Raw genomic sequence first — 22,618 nt, 5'->3', positions numbered from 1 at the left:
CCGAAGAGCGGGATCGTGGTGTCAGTCCCAACCGGCCAAGGAAATGTGGGGGTTTTCGGCCGTCGCGTTGCCGCTTTGCGAGAAAATCGGGGGCGGGGCGAAGCGGAACAATCTGCTTCGGGCCGCGTCGTATTCCAGGAAAAACGGCATGCTTGCGGTCTGCGTGGCGTATTCCTCGGCGGAGAGGAAGGCGGCGTAGCCGAAGCAGATGTATTTTTCCGGCAGTCTCAGTTTGGCGGCGGCGGCGCGAATTTGCGCCGGGGTGTAACGGGGCGTGCTGCCATAGGAACGCAGCAACTGGCCGGGCAATTGCCGGGCGTAGCGTTTGACGATGCGGTTTTCCAGGAATCCGAACATCGTCGTGTTTCCTATGGTCCCGGTGCGCGGGACGGCCGGGGGCGCAGCCAATAGATCGCCGCCAGCGTCGCCACCCAGGCGGGGGCCATCAGGACGGCCAGCGACATGCCCGGCGTCTCGTACATGATCACCAACACGCCGGCCATGAATGCCAGGCACAGATAGTTGGTATAGGGTGCCGCCGGGCTGCGGAAAGCGGCCAAGCGTCCCTTCGTTTTCATGTGGGCGCGGAATTTCAGGTGGGTCAGGCTGATCATGCTCCAGTTGATGACCAGGGCGGCGACCACCAGGGTCATCAGCAATTCGAACGCCTTGCCCGGCGCCAGATAGTTGACCAGCACGCAAATTCCCGTGGCGCCGGCCGACACCGCCAGCGTCGCCACCGGCACGCCGCGACGGTTGACCCGTGTCAGCAGGCGCGGCGCGTTGCCCTGTCGCGCCAGACCAAGCAGCATGCGGCTGTTGCAGTAGACGCCGCTGTTGCATACCGACAACGCGGCGGTCAGCACGATGACGTTGAGCGCGTTGGCCACCCAACCGTTGTCGAGCGACTGGAAGATCATCACGAAGGGGCTGCCGCCTTGCCGCACCTCGGTCCAGGGGTAGAGGGACAAAAGCACGGCCAGTGCCCCGACATAGAAGATCAGGATGCGGTAGATGACCTGGTTGGTGGCCTTGGGGATGGTGCGGCCGGGGTCGTCGGCCTCGGCGGCGGTGATGCCGATCAGTTCCAGGCCGCCGAACGAGAACATGATGGCCGCCATGGCCATCACCATGCCGCCGATTCCATTGGGAAAGAACCCGCCCAACGCCCACAGGTTGGTCACCGAGACCTGACGCTGTCCGCTGTCGGTCAGCAGCAGCCACAGGCCGAAGGCGATCATGCCGACGATGGCGACGATCTTGACGATGGCCAGCCAGAACTCCAGTTCGCCGAACATTTTCACATGGTTCAGGTTGATGGCGTTGATCAGCACGAAAAAGGCCAGCGCCGACGCCCAGGTCGGAATTTCGGGCCACCAATATTGCACGTAGATGCCGACCGCCGTCAGTTCCGCCATGCTGACCAGGACATAGAGAACCCAATAGTTCCATCCCGACAGGAAACCGGCGAATTCGTTCCAGTGATGGTGGGCGAAATGGCTGAACGACCCGGCGACCGGTTCCTCGACCACCATCTCGCCAAGCTGGCGCATGATCAGAAAGGCGATCACGCCCCCCAGCGCGTAGCCCAAAAGCACCGACGGGCCAGCCAGCTTGATGGTCTGGGCGACGCCGAGAAACAGGCCCGTGCCGATGGCGCCGCCCAGCGCGATCAACTGGATGTGGCGGTTTTTCAATCCCCGGCTCAGGGTGTGCCCGTGTTCTTCGCTCATTGTTTCCGACCTGAGGGGTTTCCGACCTGAGGGTGACGTCTGGTTCATGTTGTAGCGCGGGTGGCACGCTGCAAGCGGTGCTGGAAACGAAGGACGGGCGGAAAGCTGCCTTTCCGCCCGTCCTGACCGGTTCCGCCTGAGCGGTTTTATTCGGCGCGGCCGCCGTGCAGCTTGGACCACTGCACCGGGTCGTGCAGGAAGTTGCGCACTTCCTCGATGGTGCGGCGGTCGAACAGGTTTTCCTGTTCCGCCACTTCCAGGACGTCCCACCAATTGCACAGATAGCCCAGGTGCACGCCCATCTCGTTCAGGTGCTTGAGCGCGCCGGGGAACACGCCATAGAAGAACACCACGAAGGAATTGGCGCATTCGGCGCCGGCATCGCGCAGGGCGTTGATGAAGTTGACCTTGGATGCGCCGTCCGAGGCCAGGTCCTCGACCAGCACCACGCGGGCGCCGGGCTGGAAGTCGCCTTCGATCTGGGCGTTGCGACCAAAACCCTTGGGCTTCTTGCGCACGTACAGCATGGGCAGCTTCAGGCGGTCGGAAATCCACGCGGCATAGGGAATGCCCGCGGTCTCGCCACCGGCCACCGCGTCCACGCTTTCATAGCCGACATCGCGCAGGATGGCTTCGGTCGCCAGTTCGGAAATCTTGGCCCGCGCGCGCGGGAAGCTGATCACCTTGCGGCAATCCACATAGACCGGGCTGGCCCAACCCGAGGTCAGGATGTAGGGCTCCTCGGGGCGGAAGTTGACGGCCTTGATCTCCAGCAAGATACGGGCGGTGGTGAGCGCCGCCTGCTTCTGCTCGGGGGTTCGGGAAGCGGTTTGCATGAGGAATCACCTAACTACTGGGGTCGAGTCGCCTTGCCGGCTGAAGGGTCTATAGGCACAATCGCCGTTTCCTGCAAGCAGGCAAACAAGGGAGAGAATATGTCCGAGTTGATCCAGGTGCAAAGGGAAGGTCTTGTCGCCACCGTGGTGCTGAACCGTCCCGAGCGCATGAACGCGCTGAACCTGCCCATGTGGCAAGGTCTGGCCGAGGCGTTCGAACAGCTTTCGGCCGATCACACGGTGCGGGCTGTCATCTTGCGCGGCGCCGGCACCAAGGCTTTCGCTCCCGGTGCCGATATCGACGAGTTCGACACCCTGCGTGCCACCCCGCGACAGGCCAAGGAATACGACAAGGTGTTGCGCCGGGCGCTTTCCGCTTTGTCCGATTGTCCGGCGCCGGTGATCGCCATGATCCACGGCCCCTGTGTCGGTGGCGGGCTGGAACTGGCGTGCTGCTGCGATTTGCGCATTTCCGGCCGGTCGGGCAAGTTCGGCGTGCCCATCAACAAGATTTCGGTGGTCATGGCCTATCCCGAGTTGGCGGCGATCGCCCGTGTCGCCGGCCCGGCGGTGGCATCGGAAATCCTGTTGGAAGCGCGGATCATGGATGCCGAGGAAGCCTATGGCAAAGGCCTGTTGACCCGCGTGGTCGATGACGAGGCGTTGGAGGCCGAGGTGGCCGCCACCGCGCGCCGCGTCGCGTCGGGGGCGCCTTTGGCCAATCGCTGGCACAAGCGTTTCATCCGCCGTCTGGCCTGCGACCCGTCGCCGGTCACCGAGGCGGAACTGGACGAATGCTACGCTTTCCTGGATACCAAGGACTACGCCGAGGGCGTCGCCGCCTTCCGTGAAAAGCGGCGACCGGACTTCGTGGGGGAATGAGCTCAGCCGTCCTCGTCCCAGCCGGGTTCGTCCGTACGCAGAACGTCGCACAGATGATCGACCACGGACAGCCGCAAGGAATCGGGGACGGTGCGTTTTTCGCCGACGCTCCAGCGCTTGGCTTCCTGCAATTCGGCGGGAGAGGCGCCAGAGGCAAGGATTTCAGCCAGCTTCAGATCATCGAGCCGGCCCATGATTTCTTCGACGGAGCGGCGGTCGAGGGCGGTCGAGGACAACATGGCGGACCTCCTGGGCTGGATAACCAAGGGTTTATTATCATACCCCATGTCTGATGAAGCCAGCCGGCGGAAGCCTGCGGGGCGGGGTTGCAAACATGGCGGCTTTGGCCGAAAGGATGCAAGATTGGCAGAAGTGGCGGACAAGCACGACGAGGCGGCCCCCGAGGTCTGGGTGCTGGCCGATGACCGTGCCGGCAATGTCGGGCAATGCCTGGGCGTGGCCGAGGCGTTGGGGCGGTCGTTCGTGGTCAAGTCCATCCGTTACACCCGGTTGGCGCGATTGCCCAATGTGCTGCGTGGCGCCAGCCTGATGGGAGTGACGGCGGAAAGTCGGGCGTCCCTGGCCGCGCCCTGGCCCCGGCTGGTGATCGCCGCCGGCCGCCGCACCGCGCCGGTGGCGCGCTGGATCAAGCGCCGCTGTGGGGCTCGGCTGGTACAGATCATGGACCCTGGTTTCGGCGGCCGCGGCGATTTCGACCTGATCGCCGTTCCGGCCCATGACGGCAAGGGACTGACGGGGGGCAAGGTTTTGACCGTGACCGGGGCGCCGCACCGCGTGAACTCGGCTAAACTGACGGCGGCGGCCGAGGAATGGCGGGCCCGTTTCGCCCATCTGCCGAGGCCTTGGGTCGGCCTGATCGTCGGCGGGACGACCAAGGATCGTGTTTTCGACGCTGGCATGGCGCGGCAATTGGGAGAGCGGGTGGCGGTGCTGGCGGCCGGAGGGTCCGTGCTGGTCACCACCAGCCGCCGTACCGACGAGGCGGCCGAGGCGGCGTTGCTGGCGACGCTGCCGGAACCGCGCTTCGTTCATTCCTGGCGGGCGGGGGGCGACAATCCCTATTTCGGGTTGCTGGGGCTGTGCGACGCCCTGGTGGTCACCGGCGATTCGGTGTCCATGGCGTGCGAGGCCTGTGCCAGCCCGGCGCCGGTCTATCTGTTCGCGCCGCCCGGTTTCGTGGTGCCGAAACACGCCCGGCTGCATGCTCAGCTTTACCAACGCGGCCTGGCCCGCCCATTGGAAGACGGTATCCATCTCAAGGCGTGGACCCATCCGCCGCTCAACGCCGCCGCCGACATCGTCGCGGCCATCCGCGAGCGTGGGTTATGAGGTGGCTTTGCATCCTGGCGGCGGCATTGTTGCTGCCGTTCCCCGCCTGGGCCGGCGACCAAAGCCAGCGGCTGGCGCGCGAATTGCGGGGGCTCAAGGGCGACGACGACCGGTTGGCGGTGGTGGCCGCGCAATATCCGTGGAGCGCCATGGGGCGGCTCAACAATGGTCTGGGCGGCCATTGCAGCGCCGTACTGGTGGGACCGCGGCTGGTGGCCACCGCGGCCCATTGCCTGTGGAACCGCCGGACCCGCGCCCCTATTCCGGTTTCCAGCCTGACCTTCGTCGCCGGCTATGATCGCGGCGACTATTTGCGGGCGTCCAAGGTGGCGGTCATGCATGCGTCGCCGGGATGGAATCTCTTTACCAATAATCAGGGCGCCGGACTGGCCACCCGCGCCGACGACTGGGCGCTGTTGGAACTGGTCGAGCCGGTGGGCGAAGCGGTGGGCTGGGTCGGTCTGGGCGCCGATCCGGCGGCCGGGGAACGGGTCACCGCCGCCGGTTACGGCAAGGACAAGGCGCATGTGCCCATGGCCCATCTGGGGTGCCGGGTGCTGGAACGGCGTGGCCCCCTGGTGGTCAACGATTGCGACGCCGTTCAGGGCGATTCCGGCGGCCCGTTGTTGCTGTGGCGCGATGGCCGGCCGTTGCTGGCCGGTCTCAACGTGGCGGTGATGGTCGGCCGGGGCGATTTGGGCGTGGCGGTGGGGGTCAGCACCTTCAAGGCCGAAGCCGAGCGTTTGGGAGCCGTTTCCGGGCGTGCCGGCAGCCAAAGCCAACCGTTGGACGAGGCCGTGCGGACACGGGTCACGCAGCCGTGACGCTGGTTGCCTTGTCCGGCCTGCCGGGGGTGGGAAAAAGCACCCTGGCCCGCGCCCTGGCGACACGCTTGCGGGCGGTGTGGCTGCGCATCGACAGCATCGAACAGGCCATGGCCGACGCCACCGGGCGGGTGGTGGAAGACGACCAGGGCTATCGCGTCGCCCATGCGGTGGCGGCCGACAACTTGCGTCTGGGGCTTTGTGTGGTCGCCGATTCGGTCAACCCGCTGGCGGTAAGCCGGGCCGGTTGGCGAGCGGTGGCGACAGCGGCCGGCGTGCCTTGTCTCGACGTGTGGGTGGTGTGTTCCGATCCGGCGGAACATCGGCGCCGGGTCGAAGGGCGCCCAACAGAGGTGGCCGGGCTGGTACTGCCCACCTGGGACAAGGTGATGGCACGGCGGTTCGAGCAATGGGACCGGCCGCCCCTGGTGGTGGACACCGCCCAAGCCGATGTCGAAACCTGCGTGGACATGGTGGCGGCGGCATTGGAAGCCGCCGCCACCCTTTGTCCCAAGATGGACTGACCGGAACCGGGCAACGGCGCTCAGGCTTGGCGCACACCGCGCAGGAAGTCGTCCACGGTGGTTTTCAGGCCGCTGGCTTCCTGCGACAGGGTACGGGCGCTGGACAGAACCTGATCGGCGGCGGTGCCGGTCTCGGACGCCGCCTGGGATACTTCGCCGATGGTACTGGACACTTCCTGGGCGCCGGTGGCGGCCTGTTGGATGTTGCGGGCGATTTCGGCGGTGGCGGCCGATTGCTCCTCGACTGCCGCGGCGATGGCGGTCGAGATGTCGCGGATTTCGCCGATACGGCTGACGATGGCGGCGATGGCGCTTACCGCCTGTTGCGAGGCCCCCTGAACGGCGGAAATCTGGGTGCCGATTTCCTCGGTGGCGCGTGCGGTCTGGTTGGCGAGGCTTTTCACCTCGCCGGCGACCACGGCGAAACCCTTGCCGGCTTCGCCGGCGCGGGCCGCCTCGATGGTGGCGTTGAGCGCCAACAGATTGGTCTGCGACGCGATGTCGTTGATCAGCCCGACCACTTCGCCGATACGGGCCGAACTGTCGGCCAGACTTTGCACGGTGGCGTTGGTGGCGTCCGCCTCGGCCGAGGCCGACCGCGACGCCTGTGACGCCATGTCCACCTGTTGGCCGATCTCGACGATCGACTTCGAGAGTTCCTCGGCTGCGCTGGCCACGGTTTGCAGGCTGGCGGAGGTCTGTTCGGTGGCGCTGGCCACCGAGGCGGCGCGTTGGTTGGTCTGGCCGGCGGTGGCGGTCATGGCTTGGGCGGTGGCTTCCATTTCGGTACTTGCCCCCGACACCACCGCCAACACGCCGGTTACCGCCTGATCGAAACGGCTGGTTAGTGCCTCGATGGTTCGGGCGCGCTGTTCACGAGCGGCCTGTTCGGCCTGTTGTTCGGCCGCCAGTTGGTCGGCACGGATCATGTTGTCCTTGAACACCTGCACCGCCGAGGCCATCGAGCCGATTTCGTCGCCACGACCGCAGCCAGGAATCTCGGTGCCTTTGTCGCCGTTGGCCAAACGGGTCATGGCGTCGGTCATGGCGGTGATGGGAGACCCGATACCACGCCGGGCCAACAGCGAGAACGCCAGCGACAGCACCAGGGCGACACCGATCGCGCCACCAACCATGTTGCGTGACGAGACATAGGTGCTGATCACCGTGTCGCGGCCGGCGGCGGCGCCGTGGTCGTTGAAGGCGATGGCCTTGTCCAGGGCGACGCGCACCGCCTTGTTGCGGGGGCGTCCCTCCTTGATCTGCACCTGGCGGGCGTCGTCGTCGTTGTTGCCGCGCGACAGCGCCAGCATGCGATCCGACATTTCCACATAGGATGCCCAGGCCCGGTCGATCTCGTCGGCCATGGCCTGTTCCTCGGGGCCGGCCACCAGCTTGCCGTAGTTTTCGCGCAACTGGGCGATCTTGGCGCGGGTGGCGCGGATGCGGTCGTCCATTTCCGCGATGTCGGTTTCCGTGGTGGCCAGCATGTGGCCGATCTCGAACATGCGGTGTTCCATCACCGCCGCATCCAGGTTGGCCAGGGTGCGCACGCTGGGGAGCCAATTGTCGGTGATCGCCATCACATGTCCGTTGGTGTCGGTCATGCGTACCAGCGACAGCACGCCGGTTCCCAGGGTCAGCAAGGCAAGGACGATGAAAGCCACGGTTAACTTTGTGGGAATCTTAATGTCGCTCAGGGTGCGCATGCTACTTCTCCCGACGCGCGCTTTTCGCGCTGCAAAACTCTCCCCGTTTACGGAGCGTCAGAAGCCGTGTCCATGCAAATGCAAGCGTATCCCGCGCAAGAGGGATGCATGTCCCATACTAATGGAACAGGAGAAACCGCTTAAAGTTTAGAATCTTTCTACTAAATTCGTATTGCGTGCAAAGTCCCGACTCGACGTTTTACAACTCGGCCAAAGCCCGCAGATGCAAGTCGGCGCTTTCCTGGTCGAAACAGCAGAATTGTACGCTTTGGAAGAACGTGTCGCCGGCCAGCGCCTGGGCCACGGTCTCCACCGCGATACGGGCGGCGCGGTCCTTGGGAAAGCGGTAGGCGCCGGTGGAGATGGCGGGAAAGGCCAGCGTTCGTGCGGGCAGGCGCCGGGCCAAGCCGATGGCGCTGGTGTAACAGGCCGCCAGCATGGAATCGTCGTGGGGGGCGCCGGTCCATACCGGCCCCACGGTATGGATCACCCATTTCGCGGACAAGGCATAGCCGGCCGTGACCTTGGCCTCACCCGGCAGGCATCCGCCCAGGCGACGGCACTCGGCCAGAAGTTCGGGGCCGGCGGCGCGATGGATGGCGCCGTCCACGCCGCCGCCGCCCAGCAGCGAGGAATTGGCGGCGTTGACGATGGCGTCCACCGTCAAGCGGGTGATGTCGCCCTGAATCACCACCATGCGCGAATCGTTCATGGAGCCTCCGGTCAGCCGAAACTGGGAGTGGCTGTGTATTCCGCCAGCTCGACGATGGTGCCGTCGGGGTCGTGGACATAGGCCATGCGTTTCCCCGAAGGCACGATGTGGTGGGGCACGGCGATGATCAAGGGCGGGTCGTCCAGGCCGGACAGACAAGCCTCGATGTTGTCCACCCTGACGGCGAAGTGGCGCAATCCCGGTGTCGCGGGCCGTGAGTTCACCGGCAGTGGCGTGCCGTCGTGATCGAGATAAGCCAACAATTCCACGCGGCACCCCCCGCCCGGCGCGTCCAGGATGATGCAGCGGGCGCGGGCGCCGGCGATGCCGGTGACGTCCTCGAACCACACGCCCTCCAGCATCCGGTCCATGACCACGGTCAGACTGAGCAGGTGGGTATAAAAGGCGACCGAGCGGTCGGGGTCGCCGACCACCACGTTGACGTGGTCGAGATGGGGCATGGCGGAACTCAGCGCGGCAGATCGTTGAAGAATTGAATGAGCAAAGGCGCCTTGCGGTTGCGCTCCATTTCGCTGCGCCCCAGGCTTTGGATCAGCATCTTGAGAAACATGCGGTCCACCTTGGGCAGGTCGTAGAATGCGCGGATCACCAGCAGGTCGCCGGCATGGTTGTCCAATTTCTCGATGGCCGACAAGATCGCGTCGCGAAAAGCACCCTGGCGGGCTTGGTCGTTCTTCGACGTGGGGGCGAATTCCTGTTGGTAGATCTGGGCGATGCGCTGCCACGCTTCGGCGATTTCGTCGCCGTCATAGCGAATCAGGCGCTGCAACATCGGGATGTCGGTGTAATAGGGCGGGATGTATTCGTGGGCGGTTCCATCTTCCTTGAAGATGTCCCATGGATTGTCCTCGGGGCGGATGGTGCCCTTGCCCTTGGCGGTCGCCCGCGCCGGGTCGAACCCCTGCCAGCGCAGGTCCCAGTAATACAGGATGGGGTTCTGGTCCTGGTCGGCCAGGATCATGGACAACAGCCGGTTGGCGCTGCCCTTTTGCTGCCAGTTGCGGCTGGCCGCCATTTCCTTGATCCGCCGCGTCGAACGGATGGATTTCAGCACGTAATCACGAATGACCCGTTCGAAGACCGGGGCGAAATGGGGGGACACCACGAAGGGGTGTGGGATGTGCGGGCGCGTCCCGGTGCAGGCCAGGGCGTTCAGCGTCCGCCGGGTATGGCGGGCGATGGTTTCGTCGAACAAGGTGGCGAAGTCGCCGGAATCGATCGGCGTCTCGTCGGCGGCCAGTTCCTCCATCACCGCGTCGGTGGTGTTCTCGTCCTCGGTTTTCACGCCCGCGAGCATGGCTCGCGACAGGTCGAACAGCATCCAGCGTTCCTGGTCGCGGACCGCATCGTCTCCCGGCGGCAACATGGAATCGAACTGATCCAGGCTGGCGGCGTGGACGACGTCACTGCCGGTGCGTTCCAACGCCTTTTCCAGGATGACGCTGAAGATCAGCTCCAATTGTCGCTGGTTGGCCCATTTCAGGGTCTCTGGATCGTGCAGGGTCATGCGCCGCACCATCAGGATACGCGGCACGTCCAGCCGTTGGGTGACGGCGACCAATTCTGCGACCTTGGATTCGAACCCCTTGGCGTCCATCCTGTGCTGGGCCCCGTCCCTCGTTCTTTCGGCTATGCTTCCTATACCGATGGGATACCTCAGGCTAGGCGTCGCCGCAAGACCTCCAAAGGTCTCAGCCGCTGAGGTTTTGTACAAAAATGCTCAGATAGGGGGCGTTGCGCCGCCGCTCGTTCTCGGAACGCCCGAAATTGGTGATCAGCCGGCGCAGGAAATGGCCGTCGATGCGTGGGAACATGAAATAGGACTTGATGGCGAAAAATTCGCCCACATGGTCCGGCAACTTGCTTGCCCATTTCATCAGGCCGTCGCGGAACGCACCCTCGCGCGCCTGTTCCTGACGGGCGTTGGGGGTGAACTCCTGTTCGTACAACTGCCCGATCTCGCGCCATGCCTTGGCGAAGGACTCGAGTTCATAGCGCAACAGATCCTTGAGAACGTCGATGTCGTCCTCGTCAGGGGGCAGGTAGTCGCTTTTGGTGGCGTCCTCGCGGAACAGCGGCCAGGGGTTGTCCTCGGGCTTCGGCTTCTTGCCCTTGGCGCCGCGGAACGCCGTCCAGCGGTTGTCCCAATGGTGCAGAACGGGGTTGTTGACCTCGCCCGACTGGATGATGTCGATCAGCTTGGCGCCGCCCACCTCGGCCCAATTGTAGTTCAGGCCCAATTGCTGGATATGGCGCGAGGTGCGCATGGGCGGCAGCACCATGCGGCGCAGCACGTCCTCGTAACAGGCGGCGAATTGCGGCGCCATCAGGAACGGCAAGCGGTCGGGGCGGTCGCTGCCGCGCACCTGGAACAGACTCAGCATCTTGCGGGAAAACGAGCAGATGGTGTCGTCGAACAGGGTCGGGAAGTCGGTGAAGGGCTTGTCTTCATCCAGTCCCTCCGCTCCGCCGCGCAGGTTTCCGGGCAGCACCATGCGTTCGAGGTCGGGCCCAAGCTGGGCGGCGAACAGCGGCGGCGGTTCCTTGATGGGCGAGGTCTGGCGGACGGTGCGGGCCGGGGCACGGGCCGGGCCGATGGACAGCAGCTTTTCCAGCGCCGCCTCGTGCTCGGACATGGGCGATTGCGGGTTGCCCAGCATCTGCGCCGCCACGTCGGTCAGCACCTTCAGGTCGTCTTCACGGGCGATGCCGCTGGCCGGCGGCAGCAGGGGGGCGAAATCCTTGTCGCGCGCCTCGCGCAGACGGTCCAGGCCGATCCGTTCGATGGCCTTGGCGACGATGACCGAGAATACCACCTGCAACTGCCGCATGGTGGCCCACCGCCGGCTTTCCGGGTCGGCCATGGTCATGCGGCGCAACAACAGGATTTGTGGAACATCCAGGTGCCGGGTCGCCGCGATCAGGTTCGCGACCTTGGCTTCGAATGTCTTGTTGACCTCAGGGTTGCTGCTCATCCCGCCCTCGTCGGCGCGTCTGTCGGCGCTCGGCCTTCCTCCGCGCGTTGACCCCAGCGCCCACCGCTCGCGCGGCGGGCAACGCTCCGTACCCGTCCGTGTAGCATGAGCCAGTGCCGGGATACGGTCAACCGGCCTTCGCCCGATGCTTTAGCGCGCCGGAACGGTTTCACCGTGACGGGTGCAGTCCGGATCGGCCAGTTCGACGAAGATGTCGGTGATCTGGTCGGGCTTGATCAGCTTGCTTTTGTCTTCGCCGGGAAAGGCGATGTCGCGCAGGCGGGTATCGACGGTTCCGGGATCGATCAGATTGATCCGCAGATTGCTGATGCGCTCGACCTCGGCCGCCCAGGTCTTGACGAACACTTCCATGGCCGCCTTGCCGGCGGCGTAGACGCCCCAGAACGGCTGGGCGCCGTGTGCCAGATTGTCGGTGACGAACATGGCGCGGCCCGTATCCGACATGCGCAACAGCGGGTCCAACGCCCGGATCAGCCGGTAGGTGGCGGTGATGTTGACGTCGACCGCTTCCTGGAAATGCTTCTGGTCCACATGGCCGATGGGGGCCAGGCCGCCGCCGATGTCGGCGGCGTTGCCGACCAGGATGTCGAGCTTGCCGAAACGCTGGTAAAGCGCGGCGGCCATCTGGTCGATTTCGTCGAAGCGGCGCAGGTCGAGGGGCACCAGCACCGCCTTGCCCGCGCCTTGGGCGTTGATCTCGTCGTCCAGTTCCTCAAGCGCGCCGATGGTGCGGGCCAGACAGATGACGGTGGCGCCTTCGGCGGCGAAGCGCTTGGCGACAGCATAGCCGATGCCGCGTGACGCGCCGGTGACCAGGGCCAAACGGCCGTCCAGACGTCCCATCAGGCTTCTTCCTTGTCCATGTAATCGGTGGGTTCCACCGGATAGTCGCCGGTAAAGCAGGCGTCGCAATATTGCGGGGCGCCGTTGTTGCGGGCGTCGTCGCCGACCGCCTTGTAAAGGCCGTCGATGGAGATGAAGGCCAAGGAGTCGACGCCGATCAGCTTGGCCATGCCCTCGACGTCGTAGCGTGCCGCCAACAGCTTGTCGCGTTCGGGGGTGTCGATGCCGAAATAGCATGGGAAGCTGGTGGGCGGCGACGAAATGCGCATGTGCACCTCGGTGGCGCCGGCCTGACGCACCAGTTCGACGATCTTGCGGCTGGTGGTGCCGCGCACGATGGAATCGTCCACCAGGACCACCCTTTTCCCGGCGATTATGGCGCGGTTGGGGTTGTGCTTCATCTTGACGCCGGCATGACGGGTGCGGTCGGTCGGCTGGATGAAGGTGCGGCCCACATAATGGTTGCGGATGATGCCCAATTCGAAGGGGATGCCCGATTCGGTGGCGAAGCCGATGGCCGCCGGCACGCCGGAATCGGGCACCGGCACGATCACGTCGGCGGCGATGCCGCTTTCGCGGGCCAGTTGGGCGCCGATGCGCTTGCGCGCGTCGTAGACGCTGGTGCCTTCCATGATCGAGTCGGGGCGGGCGAAGTAGATGTACTCGAAGATGCAGAAACGGCTGGTGCGGCCGCCGAACGGCTTGAGCGAGCGGATGCCTTCGTCGGTGATGATGACGATCTCGCCCGGTTCGACGTCGCGCACGAATTCGGCGCCGATGATGTCCAGCGCGCAGGTCTCGGACGCCAGCACCCAGCACGAGCCCAGCTTGCCGATCACCAGCGGCCGGATGCCCAGGGGGTCGCGCACGCCGACCAGGCCGTTCTTGGTCAGGCACACCAGCGAATAGGCCCCTTCGATCTGGCGCAACGCGTCGATCAGCCGGTCCTCGACGGTGGAATAAAGGCTGATGGCGATCAGGTGGACGATCACCTCGGTATCGGTGGTGCTTTGGAACAGGCAACCGCGCTTGACCAACTGGCGACGCAACGCGGCGGCGTTGGTCAGGTTGCCGTTGTGGGCCAGGGCCAGACCGCCGAACTCCATTTCCGCGAACAAGGGCTGGACGTTGCGCAGCAACGTCTCGCCGGTGGTGGAATAGCGCACATGGCCGATGGCGTTGTTGCCCTTGAGTTTGCGGATCACCGCCTCGTTGCCGAAGCAATCCTCCACATGGCCCAGGTCGCGGTGGTTGTGGAAATGCTCGCCGTCATACGAGACGATGCCGGCCGCTTCCTGGCCGCGATGTTGCAGCGCGTGCAGGCCCAGCGCCACCAGGGCGGCCGCCTCGGCATGGCCGTGAATGCCGAAGACGCCGCATTCCTCGCGCAGATGGTCGTCGTCGAAGGGATTGGTGGTGAGCATGGGTGCCGCCGTTCGCATCATTGGTTGGTCTGGAACAGCCGGTCCATCTGGCCCCGACTTTCCTTGTCATAGCCTTTCGCCGGCTTCTTGGCCGGCGGTTCGCCCGGTTTCGCCTGGGCGGGGGCGTCCTCGGCCGGCGCGGGGGCTGGGGCCGGAGAAACGATCTGGCGGAACTGTTGTTCCGCCTCCATCAGGTCACGGGCTTGACCCGTGATTTCGTTGGTCTTGTGTTCGGCAGAGCCGAAATTCTCGGGCGCTACGCCACGGATCATGCCGGCGCCACGTTCCAGCCACGGTCGGGTCTTGGCGTTGGCCAGCCAGTCGGGCAGGTCGGTCCCCGCCACCATGGTCAGCAACAGGAACGCCAAGCTCAGCAAGCCGGCCCCCAGACACAACCCGAACACGAAGCCCAGCGACGAATCCACGCTGTTGAGCGCGCTACGCCGTACCCGGTCGGACACCGCCTTGGTCAGGATGGACAGCGCCAAAAGGGACACCAGGAACAAGACGATGCCGGTGGCGAGGTCCGCGCCCAGCGCTGAATCGATATGGGAACGAAAGAACGGCCGCACCAGGGGGAAGCCGTAGAAGGTGGCTGCTATCGCGCCGATCCAGGCGCCGATGGCCAGCACCTGATGGACGAATCCACGGAAGAACGAGAATGCCGCCAATCCCAGCATGACGACGGCGACAATGATGTCAACGGCAGTGAAATTGCCCATGATGGCAGGCAGCTCTTTCGTCGTCTTCCGGTCGTCCTTAGCGGGCCAGTCGGCCCACCAACCTTATCACTGGCCGGGGCGGAACAGCCCCAACAGGTCCTGTAAATGCCCGATCGGGCGAATCGCCAGCGGGCCTGCGGCCCCAGCCTTTCCCTTGCGCGGGCTCGCCGGCACCAGGCCTTGCGCGAACCCCAGCTTCGCCGCCTCCTTCAGGCGGGCGTCGCCCTGGGCCACGGCGCGGACCTCGCCGGAAAGACCGATCTCGCCGAACACCACCATGTCGGCGGGAACGGGAACGTCTGTGGCCGAAGAGACCAGCGCGGCCGCGACCGCAAGATCGGCGGCGGGCTCGGTGATGCGAAGGCCGCCGGCGACGTTCAGATAAACGTCATTGCCCGACAAAGCAAGCCCGCATCGCGCGTCCAGCACCGCCAACACCATCGACAGGCGGTTGGAATCCCATCCCACCACTGCGCGCCGGGGGCTGGAAAGGGTGCTTGGGGCCACCAGCGCCTGGATTTCCACCAGCATGGGCCGCGTGCCTTCGACCCCGGCATAGACGCACGATCCCGAGACGTTGCCGCGCCGTTCGGCCAGGAACAGTGCCGACGGGTTCAGCACTTCGGTCAGGCCGCCGTCGGTCATCTCGAACACGCCGATTTCGTCGGTGGCGCCGAAGCGGTTCTTGACCGCGCGCAGGATGCGGAACTGGTGGCCGCGGTCGCCTTCGAAATACAGCACGGTGTCCACCATGTGCTCCAGCACGCGCGGGCCGGCGATGGTGCCTTCCTTGGTGACGTGGCCGACCAGGAACAGGATGAAGCCGCGCCGTTTGGCCAGCCGGATCAATTCGTGGGCACAGATGCGCACCTGGCTGACGGTGCCGGGTGCCGCCTCGACGTTGTCGGCGTACATGGTCTGGATGGAATCGATCACCACCACCGCCGGCGCGTCGGCGCTGTCCAAGGTCTGGACGATGTCGCGCAACGAGGTGGCCGAGGCCAATTGCACCGGTGCCTTGGCCAATCCCAGCCGGCGGGCGCGCAGGCGAACCTGGTCCACCGCTTCTTCGCCCGAGATATAGACCACCGGCACCTGCGCCGACAGCGCCGCCGTGGCCTGGGTCAAGAGCGTGGACTTGCCGATGCCGGGATCGCCCCCCACCAGCAATGCCGACCCGGCGACCAGACCGCCGCCGCACACCCGATCCAATTCGCCGATACCGGTCGACAGGCGGGGGCGGTCGGCCACCGTGGCGCCGTCCAGACCGACGAATTCAATCTTGCGGCCGGGTTTTCCGCCCAATCCCTTGGGCGTGCTTTCACGGGCTTTTTCCTCGGCGATGGAGTTCCAGGCGCCGCAGGCGTCGCATTTGCCGGCCCAGCGGACGGTGACGGCACCGCATTCCTGGCAGACGAAGCGGGGAGCGGATTTGGACACTTACGCCCTGAGTTCCATCTTGATCGGACCATCGGCCCGGCCATGAATGAACTGGTCGACGAATTCGTTGCCGGAATGGTCGATGTCCTTGGCCGGTCCCACCCAGATCAGGCGGCCTTTGTACAGCATGGCGATGCGGTCGGCGATCTTGCGCGCCGAGGCCATGTCGTGGGTGATCGACAGCGCCGTCGCCCCCAATTCCTTGGTGCACTTGACGATCAGGTCGTTGATGACGTCGGCCATGATCGGGTCAAGGCCGGTGGTCGGCTCGTCGAAGAAGATGATCTCGGGGCTCGACGCGATGGCGCGGGCCAGCCCGACGCGCTTTTGCATGCCGCCCGACAGTTCCGACGGGAAAAGATCGCCGGCCGATTCGGCCAATCCCACGGCCGCCAGCTTTTCGATGGCGATGTCCTTGGCCTGCTGGCGCGGCATGTTGCGGCCCTGGATCAGGCCGAAGGCGACGTTTTCCCAGACCTTCAGGCTGTCGAACAGAGCCGAGCCCTGGAACAGCATGCCGAACTGGTTGAGCACGCGCTCGCGGCTCTTGCCGCGCAGGCCCACCACTTCCTCGCCGTCGATGCGGATCGACCCGCGCTCGGGCCTAAGCAGGCCCAGGATGCATTTCAGCAGCACCGACTTGCCGGTGCCGGAGCCGCCGATGATGACCACCGATTCGCCTCGGGCCACGGAAAGGTCGATGCCGTCCAGGACCACCTTGGGGCCGAAGGCCTTGTGGACGTCGTTCAGTTGGATTTTCGGCTGGGGGGCGTCGGTCATGGCACTCACTTGCCGAAGAACAGGGCGGTGATGACGTAATTGAACACCAGGATCAGGATTGCCGCAGACACCACCGAATTGGTGGTGGCCGCACCCACGCCCTGGGCGCCGCCACGCGAATAATAGCCGTGGTAGCAGCCCATCAGCGAGATCAGGAAGCCGAACACCGCGGCCTTGGTCAGGCCCGAGATGACGTCCAGCGGTTCCAGGTATTCCCAGGTGCGGCTGATGTACGAAGAGGGGTTGAAGCCCAGCTTGTAGACGCCGACGATGTAGCCGCCGAACACGCCGATGATGTCGGCCACCAGCACCAGACACGGCACCATCAGGAAGCCGGCCAGCAGGCGTGGCGCCACCAGATATTTGAACGGGTTGGTGGACAGCGTGCTCAGCGCGTCGATCTGCTCGGTCACGCGCATGGTGCCGATCTCGGCGGCCATCGAGGCGCCGATGCGGCCCGCCACCATCAGGCCGGCCAGCACGGGCGCCAATTCGCGGGTCACCGACAACACCACCACGGTCGCTACCGCGCCCTCGGCGGCGAAGCGGGAAAAACCGGAATAGGATTGCAGCGCCAGCACCATGCCGGTGAATACCGCGGTCAGCCCCACCACCGGCAGCGAGTAATAGCCGATCTCGACCATCGAACGCATGATCAGGCGCGGATAAAAGGGCGGACGGACGATGTGCGATACGGCGGTGCCGGTGAACGCCGACAGGCGCCCCACATGGGACAGGAAGGCCAGGAAGACGCGGCCGACGGTGGCGACGAACTCCATTACACGACCTCGCCCTGGTATGTTCTGAGATAACGCCGGCCCAAGGCGGTCAACACCTCGTACCCGATGGTTCCGCCCTGGGCGGCCAGATCGTCGGCGGCTTGGTGCGGGCCGATGATTTCGATCAGCGCGCCGGGGCGCGCCTGTTCGGGCGCCAGCGCGCTGACGTCAAAGGTGGTCAGATCCATTGAAATCCGTCCCACGACCGGCACGCGCTCCCCTTCGATCACGCCGAAACCACTGTTTCCCAGCGAACGGAAAACGCCGTCGGCGTAGCCCAAGGCGGCCACCGCAACGCGTCCCTTGCCCCGAACAGAGTGGGTGGCACCATAGCCAACGGTCATGGGGGAGTCAACGTCACGGACCTGTAAGATACGGGCGTGCAGGGCGACCACGGCGGCCATGGGATTGGCTTGGTCGGGGGTAGGGTTCAGGCCGTACAGCACCGCGCCGGGACGGACCAGGTCGAAATGGTAGTCGGGTCCCAGGAAAATCGTGGACGACGCCCCCAGGCTGCGCCGCGCGGGCAGGCCCAACTGTCCCGACAACGTCTGGAAAGCGGTCAATTGCTGGCGGTTCTTGGGGTGTCCCGTCTCGTCGGCGCAGGCCATGTGGCTCATCACCAGGATCGGATCGATGCCGTTCAGCAAGGCGGGATCGGCGGCCAGCATGGCGACGGCCGGAGCGTCGAGGCCCAATCGGCTCATGCCGGTGTCGAGGTGCAGCGCGGCCTTGAGCCGGCTTCCGGTGGCGGCGGCGTAGCCGGCCCACAATCCGATCTGGTCCAGACTGTTGAGCACCGGCGTCAGCGCGTGTTCGGCCAAGTCGGCGGCGGCACCGGGCAGCGGCCCGCCCAGTATGGCGACGGTCACCTCGCGCGGCAGCACCTTGCGGATGGCGATGCCTTCGTCGATGGTGGCGACGAAGAAGGTCCGGCAGCCGGCGGCGGCCAAACCGGGGACGATGCGTTCGGCGCCCAGGCCGTAGCAATCGGCCTTGACCACGGCGGCGGCTTCACAGCCGGGGCCGACCCGGTCGCGGATCAGGCGCCAATTGGCGACCACGGCGCCGACGTCGATGGTCAGGAAAGCGGGGGCACGGTCGTAAGCGGTCATCAGAAGCCGGGCTCGTCGTGGCTGTGGTGGGTGTCCAGGTTGCCGAACTTGGTGAACTCGCCCTGGAACGACAGACGGACGGTGCCGACCGGGCCGTGACGCTGCTTGGCGATGATCACTTCGGCGGTGTTGACCACTTCCATCAGTCGCTTGTGCCACGAATCGTAGCGTTCGTTGAACTTTTCCTCGGATTCCTCGGGCCGGCGGCCTGGCTCGCCGCGTTCCAGGTAATATTGTTCGCGATAGACGAACATCACCACGTCGGCGTCCTGTTCGATCGAGCCCGATTCGCGCAGGTCCGAAAGCTGTGGGCGTTTGTCCTCGCGCTGTTCGACGGCGCGCGACAGCTGCGACAGGGCGATGACCGGGACGTCCAGTTCCTTGGCCAGCGCCTTCAGGCCGCGGGTGATTTCCGACACTTCCTGGACGCGGTTCTCCGAATGGCTTGCGCTGCCGCGCAGCAATTGCAGGTAGTCCACCACCACCAGCCCGAGGCCGTGCTGACGCTTGAGCCGGCGGGAGCGAGTCCGAACCGCCGAAATGGTTAGCGCCGGGGTGTCGTCGATATAAAGCGGCAGCTTGTTCAATTCCTGGGCGGCGACCACCAGACGCTCGAACTCTTCGTTGCTCATCTCGCCTTGGCGAATCTTGTGCGACGAGATTTCCGCCTGTTCGGCGAGGATACGGCCGGCCAGTTGTTCCGACGACATTTCCAGCGAGAAGAAGGCGACCACCGCACCGTCCACCGCCTTCTTGTTGCCCACCGCGTCGATTTCCTCGCGATAGGCCTTGGCGGCGTTGAAGGCGATGTTGGTGGCCAGCGAGGTCTTGCCCATGGACGGACGGCCGGCCAGGATCAGCAGATCCGACGGATGCAGGCCGCCCAGGCGTTGGTCCATGTCAACCAGCCCAGTGGGCACGCCCGACAGCTTGCCGGCGCGCTTGTGCGCCGCCTCGGCCTGTTTGACGGTTTCGATCAGCACGGCGCCGAAGGCTTCGAAGCCGCCTTCGGTCTCGCCGGTGGTGGCCAGTTCGTAAAGCTTGGCCTCGGCGGTGCCGATCTGCTCCATGGCCGGGCGCTCGATCTGAACGTCGAACGCCTCGTTGACCATGTCCTGGCCCATGGCGATCAGTTCGCGCCTGAGGTGCAGGTCGTGGATCAGCTTGCCGTAATCCGCGGCGTTGATGATCGACACCACCGATTCGGCCAATTGCGCCAGATATTGCGGACCGCCGATCTCGGCCAGGCCGCCGTCATGGTCGAAATAGGTCTTGAGCGTCACCGGGTCGGCGATCTGGCCGCGTTCGACCAGCTTGCCGCAGGCGGCGTAGATGCGGCCATGAACCGGATCGGCGAAATGTTCGGCACGCAGGAATTCGGACACCCGCTCGAAAGCGCGGTTGTTGAGCAAGATGGCGCCCAGCAGCGACTGTTCCGCCTCGTAATTATGGGGCGGCGTGCGAAAGCCGGGGGTTTCTCCGGTGGCGTCGGGAATCTGGGCGGACATGGGGCGGCACGTTAGCAGACGGCGCCGCGACAGCCTAGCCCCTCTCGGGGGCATGGCTGAGCTCAGGAAAACAGATGTTCAGGGCTTAGGGGATGGGGCGCCATGCGGACGCGCGAAGGCGCCGGAGGGGGAATGCCCCTCCGGCGCCTGGCGAAACAAGTCCTGAACCGACGAGGTCCGAAGCCTTAGGCCTCGGGGGTCTCTTCGGCTTCGGTCGCCTCGACCTCGTCCTCGGCTTCGATCTCGGCGACCTCTTCGGTGGCTTCGACTTCGACTTCGGCTTCGGCTTCGGTTTCGACGGCGGCCGCGGCGGCGCGCTCGGCTTCTTCCTGCGAACGGGCGACGGTCACGGTGACCAGGACCGACACTTCCGGGTGCAGGGCGACGCGGACCGGGTAGGACCCCAGGGTCTTGATCGGGCTCTCCAGGTTGACCTGGTTGCGCTCGATGGTGTAGCCGGCGGCCTTGACCGCCTCGGCCACGTCGCGGCCGGACACCGAACCATAGAGCTGACCGCCTTCGCCGGCCTGGCGGACCATCAGAACCTTCAGGCCTTCCATCTTGGCGGCGACGGCCTGAGCCTCGTCACGGCGCTTGAGGTTGATGGCCTCAAGCTGGGTGCGCTGCTTTTCGAAGAAGGCCAGATTGTCCTTGTTGGCGCGCAGCGCCTTCTTCTGGGGCAGCAGGAAATTACGGGCGAAGCCAGGCTTGACCTTGACCACGTCGCCCATCTGACCGAGCTTCTCGATCCTCTCGAGCAGGATGACTTCCATTTATTCCTCCATACCGCCGCCGCTTCGCGGGCGGCGGAACCTCATCGTCCAGAACCTTGCCAGCCCCAGCCCGACCACCGCCGGAGCGGCAAAGCCGAAAGCCAGGAGCAACAACCCGTATGCCGTCGCGAGCACCAGTCCCGCGTTGGTCCGCCCCTTGGCCCAGCGGTGGATGGCCGCCAGCCCCAGGAACAGGAAGGGGAGCAACAGCACCGCCGCGGCGCTGGCCGCGACATATGCCAAGTCCCCGTCCGCCAGGATGGCCAGCACCGCCATGATCACCAAGCCCATTACCGGCCAGTCGGGGAGCCACAGCTCCCGATAGGCCGGCGACGGCCGGCGCGCATGGCCCATGCGGACCAGCAAACCCTGCGCCCCGCAGGCGTTGACCGCCGACATCACCAACCACGATCCGACGATCATGGCGGGAAACAGCGGCGTCCACAGCGCCACCGCCGCTTCCCGCTGGTTGGCGGGAAGATGGGCGGCCATCAGGTCAAGGGCTGCGGTCAAGATACTCGACACGCTGCCTTCGACCCCTTCGGGGCGGCCAGCCAACAACGCAGAGCCGCAAAGCATCAGCGTCAGACCGGCTGCGGTCAGCCACGCCAGGACAAGTCCCGGCGGGTACCAGTGCACGGAACCGTCGTCGGCTTGACGCCACAACAGCCCCCTGTTGGTCACGATCGCGGCCGGCAGAACCGCCGCGATGGCGTAAGGCAGGGCGGAAAAAGGCCCGACCACCGCCGCCACCGCGACCATTGCCGCCAGCCCGGCGGCGACCAAAGCTCCCGTGCCCAACCCCAATCCCGCCATCATCAGCGGAAGCGGCGCGGCATAGGACAGCACGGCACCCAAAGCGATGCCTTTCGCCAGCGACAGGAATAGGGTTGCTGAAAGCAATCCCGCCGCCAGTCCAAGGCCGAGTTGCCGATTCACCGGCAGAACACCATCGGACCGGGTCTTACTTCACCACGTAGGGCAGCAGACCCAGGAAGCGGGCGCGCTTGATGGCCTGGGCCAGTTCGCGCTGCTTCTTGGCCGAAACCGCGGTGATGCGGCTCGGCACGATCTTGCCGCGCTCGGAGATGAAGCGGCTCAGCAGCTTGGTGTCCTTATAGTCGATCTTCGGCGCGTTGGCGCCGGAGAACGGGCAGGTCTTCCGACGACGGAAGAACGGACGGCGGGCGCCGGCGGCGGCACGCGGACGTTCGGTCTTGATCTCGCTCATCACTCACCTCCCTCGGCGCGACGCGGACGGTCTTCACGGGGGCGATCCTCGCGCGGGCCGCGTTCTTCGCGGCGCGGACGGTCGTCGCGGCTGTTCTTGGCCTGCATCATGGCCGACGGGCCTTCCTCGAGTTCCTCGACGCGGACGGTCAGGTAACGCAGGACGTCTTCGTTCAAAGACATCTGGCGCTCCATCTCCTTGACGGCGGCGGAGGGCGAATCGATGTTCAGCAGGACGTAGTGCGCCTTGCGGTTCTTCTTGACCCGGTAGGCGATGTTGCGCAGGCCCCAGAATTCCTTCTTGGCGACGGAACCGCCGCCCTGAGCCAGCACATTGGAGAATTCCTCGACCAGGGCTTCGACCTGCGGGGCCGAAACTTCCTGACGTGCGAGGAGCACGCATTCATACAAAGGCAT

25 protein-coding genes are annotated in these 22,618 nt (G+C 65.3%); 4 read left to right on the top strand and 21 right to left on the bottom strand.

Annotated features, from left to right (window positions below; translation table 11 throughout):
* Positions 1-21: 21 nt before the first annotated feature.
* From G4223_RS08650 to G4223_RS08640, 3 genes are all read right to left on the bottom strand, one after another.
* Positions 22-357: a DUF6559 family protein gene (locus G4223_RS08650; RefSeq protein WP_163677884.1), complete on the bottom strand. Its 336-nt coding sequence runs from the start codon at positions 355-357 to the stop codon at positions 22-24.
* Positions 358-368: 11 nt separating this feature from the next.
* Positions 369-1,733, bottom strand: a complete 1,365-nt coding sequence (locus G4223_RS08645; RefSeq protein WP_163677882.1) for an amino acid permease — start codon at positions 1,731-1,733, stop codon at positions 369-371.
* A gap of 146 nt (positions 1,734-1,879) precedes the next feature.
* On the bottom strand, positions 1,880-2,569 hold the full coding sequence (locus G4223_RS08640; protein WP_163677881.1) for an orotate phosphoribosyltransferase: 690 nt from the start codon (positions 2,567-2,569) through the stop codon (positions 1,880-1,882).
* Between the two features lie 99 nt (positions 2,570-2,668).
* On the opposite strand from G4223_RS08640, the gene G4223_RS08635 reads away from it, so the two are divergent.
* Complete coding sequence (locus G4223_RS08635; RefSeq protein WP_163677878.1) at positions 2,669-3,451, top strand: enoyl-CoA hydratase/isomerase family protein; 783 nt, start codon at positions 2,669-2,671, stop codon at positions 3,449-3,451.
* A 2-nt stretch (positions 3,452-3,453) separates the two neighbouring features.
* Here G4223_RS08635 and G4223_RS08630 read toward each other — a convergent pair whose 3' ends face one another.
* Complete coding sequence (locus G4223_RS08630; RefSeq protein ID WP_163677875.1) at positions 3,454-3,690, bottom strand: hypothetical protein; 237 nt, start codon at positions 3,688-3,690, stop codon at positions 3,454-3,456.
* A 133-nt stretch (positions 3,691-3,823) separates the two neighbouring features.
* Between G4223_RS08630 and G4223_RS08625 the strand changes: the two genes are divergently transcribed.
* Genes G4223_RS08625 through G4223_RS08615 form a run of 3 tightly spaced genes read left to right on the top strand, consistent with a single transcriptional unit; the run spans position 3,824 to position 6,149 of the window.
* A complete protein-coding gene (locus tag G4223_RS08625; RefSeq protein WP_338086851.1) occupies positions 3,824-4,801 on the top strand; it encodes a mitochondrial fission ELM1 family protein in 978 nt (325 codons plus the stop codon).
* Positions 4,798-5,625, top strand: coding sequence for a trypsin-like serine peptidase (locus tag G4223_RS08620; protein WP_163677869.1), 828 nt, complete (start codon positions 4,798-4,800; stop codon positions 5,623-5,625). Before G4223_RS08625 ends, G4223_RS08620 begins: the two co-directional genes overlap by 4 nt.
* Entirely contained in the window at positions 5,622-6,149 is a 528-nt protein-coding gene (locus G4223_RS08615; protein ID WP_338086843.1) for a P-loop nucleotide/nucleoside kinase family protein, read from the top strand. Before G4223_RS08620 ends, G4223_RS08615 begins: the two co-directional genes overlap by 4 nt.
* Before the next feature lie 20 nt (positions 6,150-6,169).
* Here the strand turns inward: G4223_RS08615 and G4223_RS08610 are convergent, their stop codons facing one another.
* The 17 genes from G4223_RS08610 to rpsF all read right to left on the bottom strand — a co-directional run bounded on the left by G4223_RS08610 (position 6,170) and on the right by rpsF (position 22,618).
* A complete protein-coding gene (locus G4223_RS08610) occupies positions 6,170-7,858 on the bottom strand; it encodes a methyl-accepting chemotaxis protein (RefSeq protein WP_163677867.1) in 1,689 nt (562 codons plus the stop codon).
* A gap of 199 nt (positions 7,859-8,057) precedes the next feature.
* Positions 8,058-8,570 (bottom strand): O-acetyl-ADP-ribose deacetylase, encoded by a 513-nt coding sequence (locus tag G4223_RS08605; protein WP_163677864.1) that lies wholly within the window; start codon positions 8,568-8,570, stop codon positions 8,058-8,060.
* Between the two features lie 11 nt (positions 8,571-8,581).
* Entirely contained in the window at positions 8,582-9,031 is a 450-nt protein-coding gene (locus G4223_RS08600) for a VOC family protein (RefSeq protein WP_163677861.1), read from the bottom strand.
* Between the two features lie 8 nt (positions 9,032-9,039).
* A complete protein-coding gene (locus G4223_RS08595; protein ID WP_163677858.1) occupies positions 9,040-10,188 on the bottom strand; it encodes a hypothetical protein in 1,149 nt (382 codons plus the stop codon).
* 94 nt (positions 10,189-10,282) lie between these two features.
* Entirely contained in the window at positions 10,283-11,566 is a 1,284-nt protein-coding gene (locus G4223_RS08590) for a hypothetical protein (protein ID WP_163677855.1), read from the bottom strand.
* A gap of 150 nt (positions 11,567-11,716) precedes the next feature.
* On the bottom strand, positions 11,717-12,430 hold the full coding sequence (locus tag G4223_RS08585) for an SDR family NAD(P)-dependent oxidoreductase (protein WP_163677853.1): 714 nt from the start codon (positions 12,428-12,430) through the stop codon (positions 11,717-11,719).
* Positions 12,430-13,854, bottom strand: coding sequence for an amidophosphoribosyltransferase (gene purF / locus G4223_RS08580; protein ID WP_163677849.1), 1,425 nt, complete (start codon positions 13,852-13,854; stop codon positions 12,430-12,432). Before purF ends, G4223_RS08585 begins: the two co-directional genes overlap by 1 nt.
* Before the next feature lie 17 nt (positions 13,855-13,871).
* Complete coding sequence (locus tag G4223_RS08575) at positions 13,872-14,576, bottom strand: CvpA family protein (protein WP_163677847.1); 705 nt, start codon at positions 14,574-14,576, stop codon at positions 13,872-13,874.
* A 66-nt stretch (positions 14,577-14,642) separates the two neighbouring features.
* Positions 14,643-16,016 carry a DNA repair protein RadA gene (radA, locus tag G4223_RS08570; RefSeq protein ID WP_163677845.1) on the bottom strand — a complete coding sequence of 458 codons (1,374 nt, stop codon included), beginning with the start codon at positions 16,014-16,016 and terminating at the stop codon, positions 14,643-14,645.
* Positions 16,017-16,796 carry an ABC transporter ATP-binding protein gene (locus G4223_RS08565; protein WP_163677843.1) on the bottom strand — a complete coding sequence of 260 codons (780 nt, stop codon included), beginning with the start codon at positions 16,794-16,796 and terminating at the stop codon, positions 16,017-16,019.
* A gap of 5 nt (positions 16,797-16,801) precedes the next feature.
* Complete coding sequence (locus tag G4223_RS08560) at positions 16,802-17,575, bottom strand: MlaE family ABC transporter permease (RefSeq protein ID WP_163677841.1); 774 nt, start codon at positions 17,573-17,575, stop codon at positions 16,802-16,804.
* Positions 17,575-18,690 (bottom strand): alanine racemase, encoded by a 1,116-nt coding sequence (alr, locus tag G4223_RS08555; protein WP_163677839.1) that lies wholly within the window; start codon positions 18,688-18,690, stop codon positions 17,575-17,577. The genes G4223_RS08560 and alr overlap by 1 nt, the downstream gene beginning before the upstream one ends.
* Entirely contained in the window at positions 18,690-20,198 is a 1,509-nt protein-coding gene (locus G4223_RS08550) for a replicative DNA helicase (protein WP_163677837.1), read from the bottom strand. Before G4223_RS08550 ends, alr begins: the two co-directional genes overlap by 1 nt.
* Before the next feature lie 185 nt (positions 20,199-20,383).
* Positions 20,384-20,971, bottom strand: coding sequence for a 50S ribosomal protein L9 (rplI, locus tag G4223_RS08545; protein WP_163677835.1), 588 nt, complete (start codon positions 20,969-20,971; stop codon positions 20,384-20,386).
* Entirely contained in the window at positions 20,972-21,910 is a 939-nt protein-coding gene (locus G4223_RS08540; protein ID WP_338086842.1) for a DUF2232 domain-containing protein, read from the bottom strand.
* A gap of 25 nt (positions 21,911-21,935) precedes the next feature.
* On the bottom strand, positions 21,936-22,202 hold the full coding sequence (gene rpsR, locus G4223_RS08535) for a 30S ribosomal protein S18 (RefSeq protein ID WP_163677833.1): 267 nt from the start codon (positions 22,200-22,202) through the stop codon (positions 21,936-21,938).
* On the bottom strand, positions 22,202-22,618 hold the full coding sequence (gene rpsF, locus G4223_RS08530) for a 30S ribosomal protein S6 (RefSeq protein WP_163677831.1): 417 nt from the start codon (positions 22,616-22,618) through the stop codon (positions 22,202-22,204). Before rpsF ends, rpsR begins: the two co-directional genes overlap by 1 nt.

Source organism: Magnetospirillum aberrantis SpK, assembly GCF_011022235.1.
Lineage (GTDB): Bacteria > Pseudomonadota > Alphaproteobacteria > Rhodospirillales > Magnetospirillaceae > Magnetospirillum > Magnetospirillum aberrantis.
The sequence above is the reverse complement of the archived record's forward strand: the minus strand, read 5'-3'. Positions and strand labels throughout refer to the sequence as shown.

Bases quoted from the DNA above. Each gene is read 5' to 3' on its own strand.
- alr (WP_163677839.1), bottom strand. From the start codon at position 18,690: ATGACCGCTTACGACCGTGCCCCCGCTTTCCTGACCATCGACGTCGGC.
- G4223_RS08650 (WP_163677884.1), bottom strand. From the start codon at position 357: ATGTTCGGATTCCTGGAAAACCGCATCGTCAAACGCTACGCCCGGCAA.
- G4223_RS08610 (WP_163677867.1), bottom strand. From the start codon at position 7,858: ATGCGCACCCTGAGCGACATTAAGATTCCCACAAAGTTAACCGTGGCT.
- rplI (WP_163677835.1), bottom strand. From the start codon at position 20,971: ATGGAAGTCATCCTGCTCGAGAGGATCGAGAAGCTCGGTCAGATGGGC.
- G4223_RS08550 (WP_163677837.1), bottom strand. From the start codon at position 20,198: ATGTCCGCCCAGATTCCCGACGCCACCGGAGAAACCCCCGGCTTTCGC.
- purF (WP_163677849.1), bottom strand. From the start codon at position 13,854: ATGCTCACCACCAATCCCTTCGACGACGACCATCTGCGCGAGGAATGC.
- G4223_RS08560 (WP_163677841.1), bottom strand. From the start codon at position 17,575: ATGGAGTTCGTCGCCACCGTCGGCCGCGTCTTCCTGGCCTTCCTGTCC.
- G4223_RS08575 (WP_163677847.1), bottom strand. From the start codon at position 14,576: ATGGGCAATTTCACTGCCGTTGACATCATTGTCGCCGTCGTCATGCTG.
- rpsF (WP_163677831.1), bottom strand. From the start codon at position 22,618: ATGCCTTTGTATGAATGCGTGCTCCTCGCACGTCAGGAAGTTTCGGCC.
- G4223_RS08565 (WP_163677843.1), bottom strand. From the start codon at position 16,796: ATGACCGACGCCCCCCAGCCGAAAATCCAACTGAACGACGTCCACAAG.
- G4223_RS08640 (WP_163677881.1), bottom strand. From the start codon at position 2,569: ATGCAAACCGCTTCCCGAACCCCCGAGCAGAAGCAGGCGGCGCTCACC.
- G4223_RS08590 (WP_163677855.1), bottom strand. From the start codon at position 11,566: ATGAGCAGCAACCCTGAGGTCAACAAGACATTCGAAGCCAAGGTCGCG.
- G4223_RS08620 (WP_163677869.1), top strand. From the start codon at position 4,798: ATGAGGTGGCTTTGCATCCTGGCGGCGGCATTGTTGCTGCCGTTCCCC.
- G4223_RS08645 (WP_163677882.1), bottom strand. From the start codon at position 1,733: ATGAGCGAAGAACACGGGCACACCCTGAGCCGGGGATTGAAAAACCGC.
- G4223_RS08635 (WP_163677878.1), top strand. From the start codon at position 2,669: ATGTCCGAGTTGATCCAGGTGCAAAGGGAAGGTCTTGTCGCCACCGTG.
- G4223_RS08585 (WP_163677853.1), bottom strand. From the start codon at position 12,430: ATGGGACGTCTGGACGGCCGTTTGGCCCTGGTCACCGGCGCGTCACGC.
- G4223_RS08605 (WP_163677864.1), bottom strand. From the start codon at position 8,570: ATGAACGATTCGCGCATGGTGGTGATTCAGGGCGACATCACCCGCTTG.
- G4223_RS08630 (WP_163677875.1), bottom strand. From the start codon at position 3,690: ATGTTGTCCTCGACCGCCCTCGACCGCCGCTCCGTCGAAGAAATCATG.
- G4223_RS08600 (WP_163677861.1), bottom strand. From the start codon at position 9,031: ATGCCCCATCTCGACCACGTCAACGTGGTGGTCGGCGACCCCGACCGC.
- G4223_RS08595 (WP_163677858.1), bottom strand. From the start codon at position 10,188: ATGGACGCCAAGGGGTTCGAATCCAAGGTCGCAGAATTGGTCGCCGTC.
- rpsR (WP_163677833.1), bottom strand. From the start codon at position 22,202: ATGAGCGAGATCAAGACCGAACGTCCGCGTGCCGCCGCCGGCGCCCGC.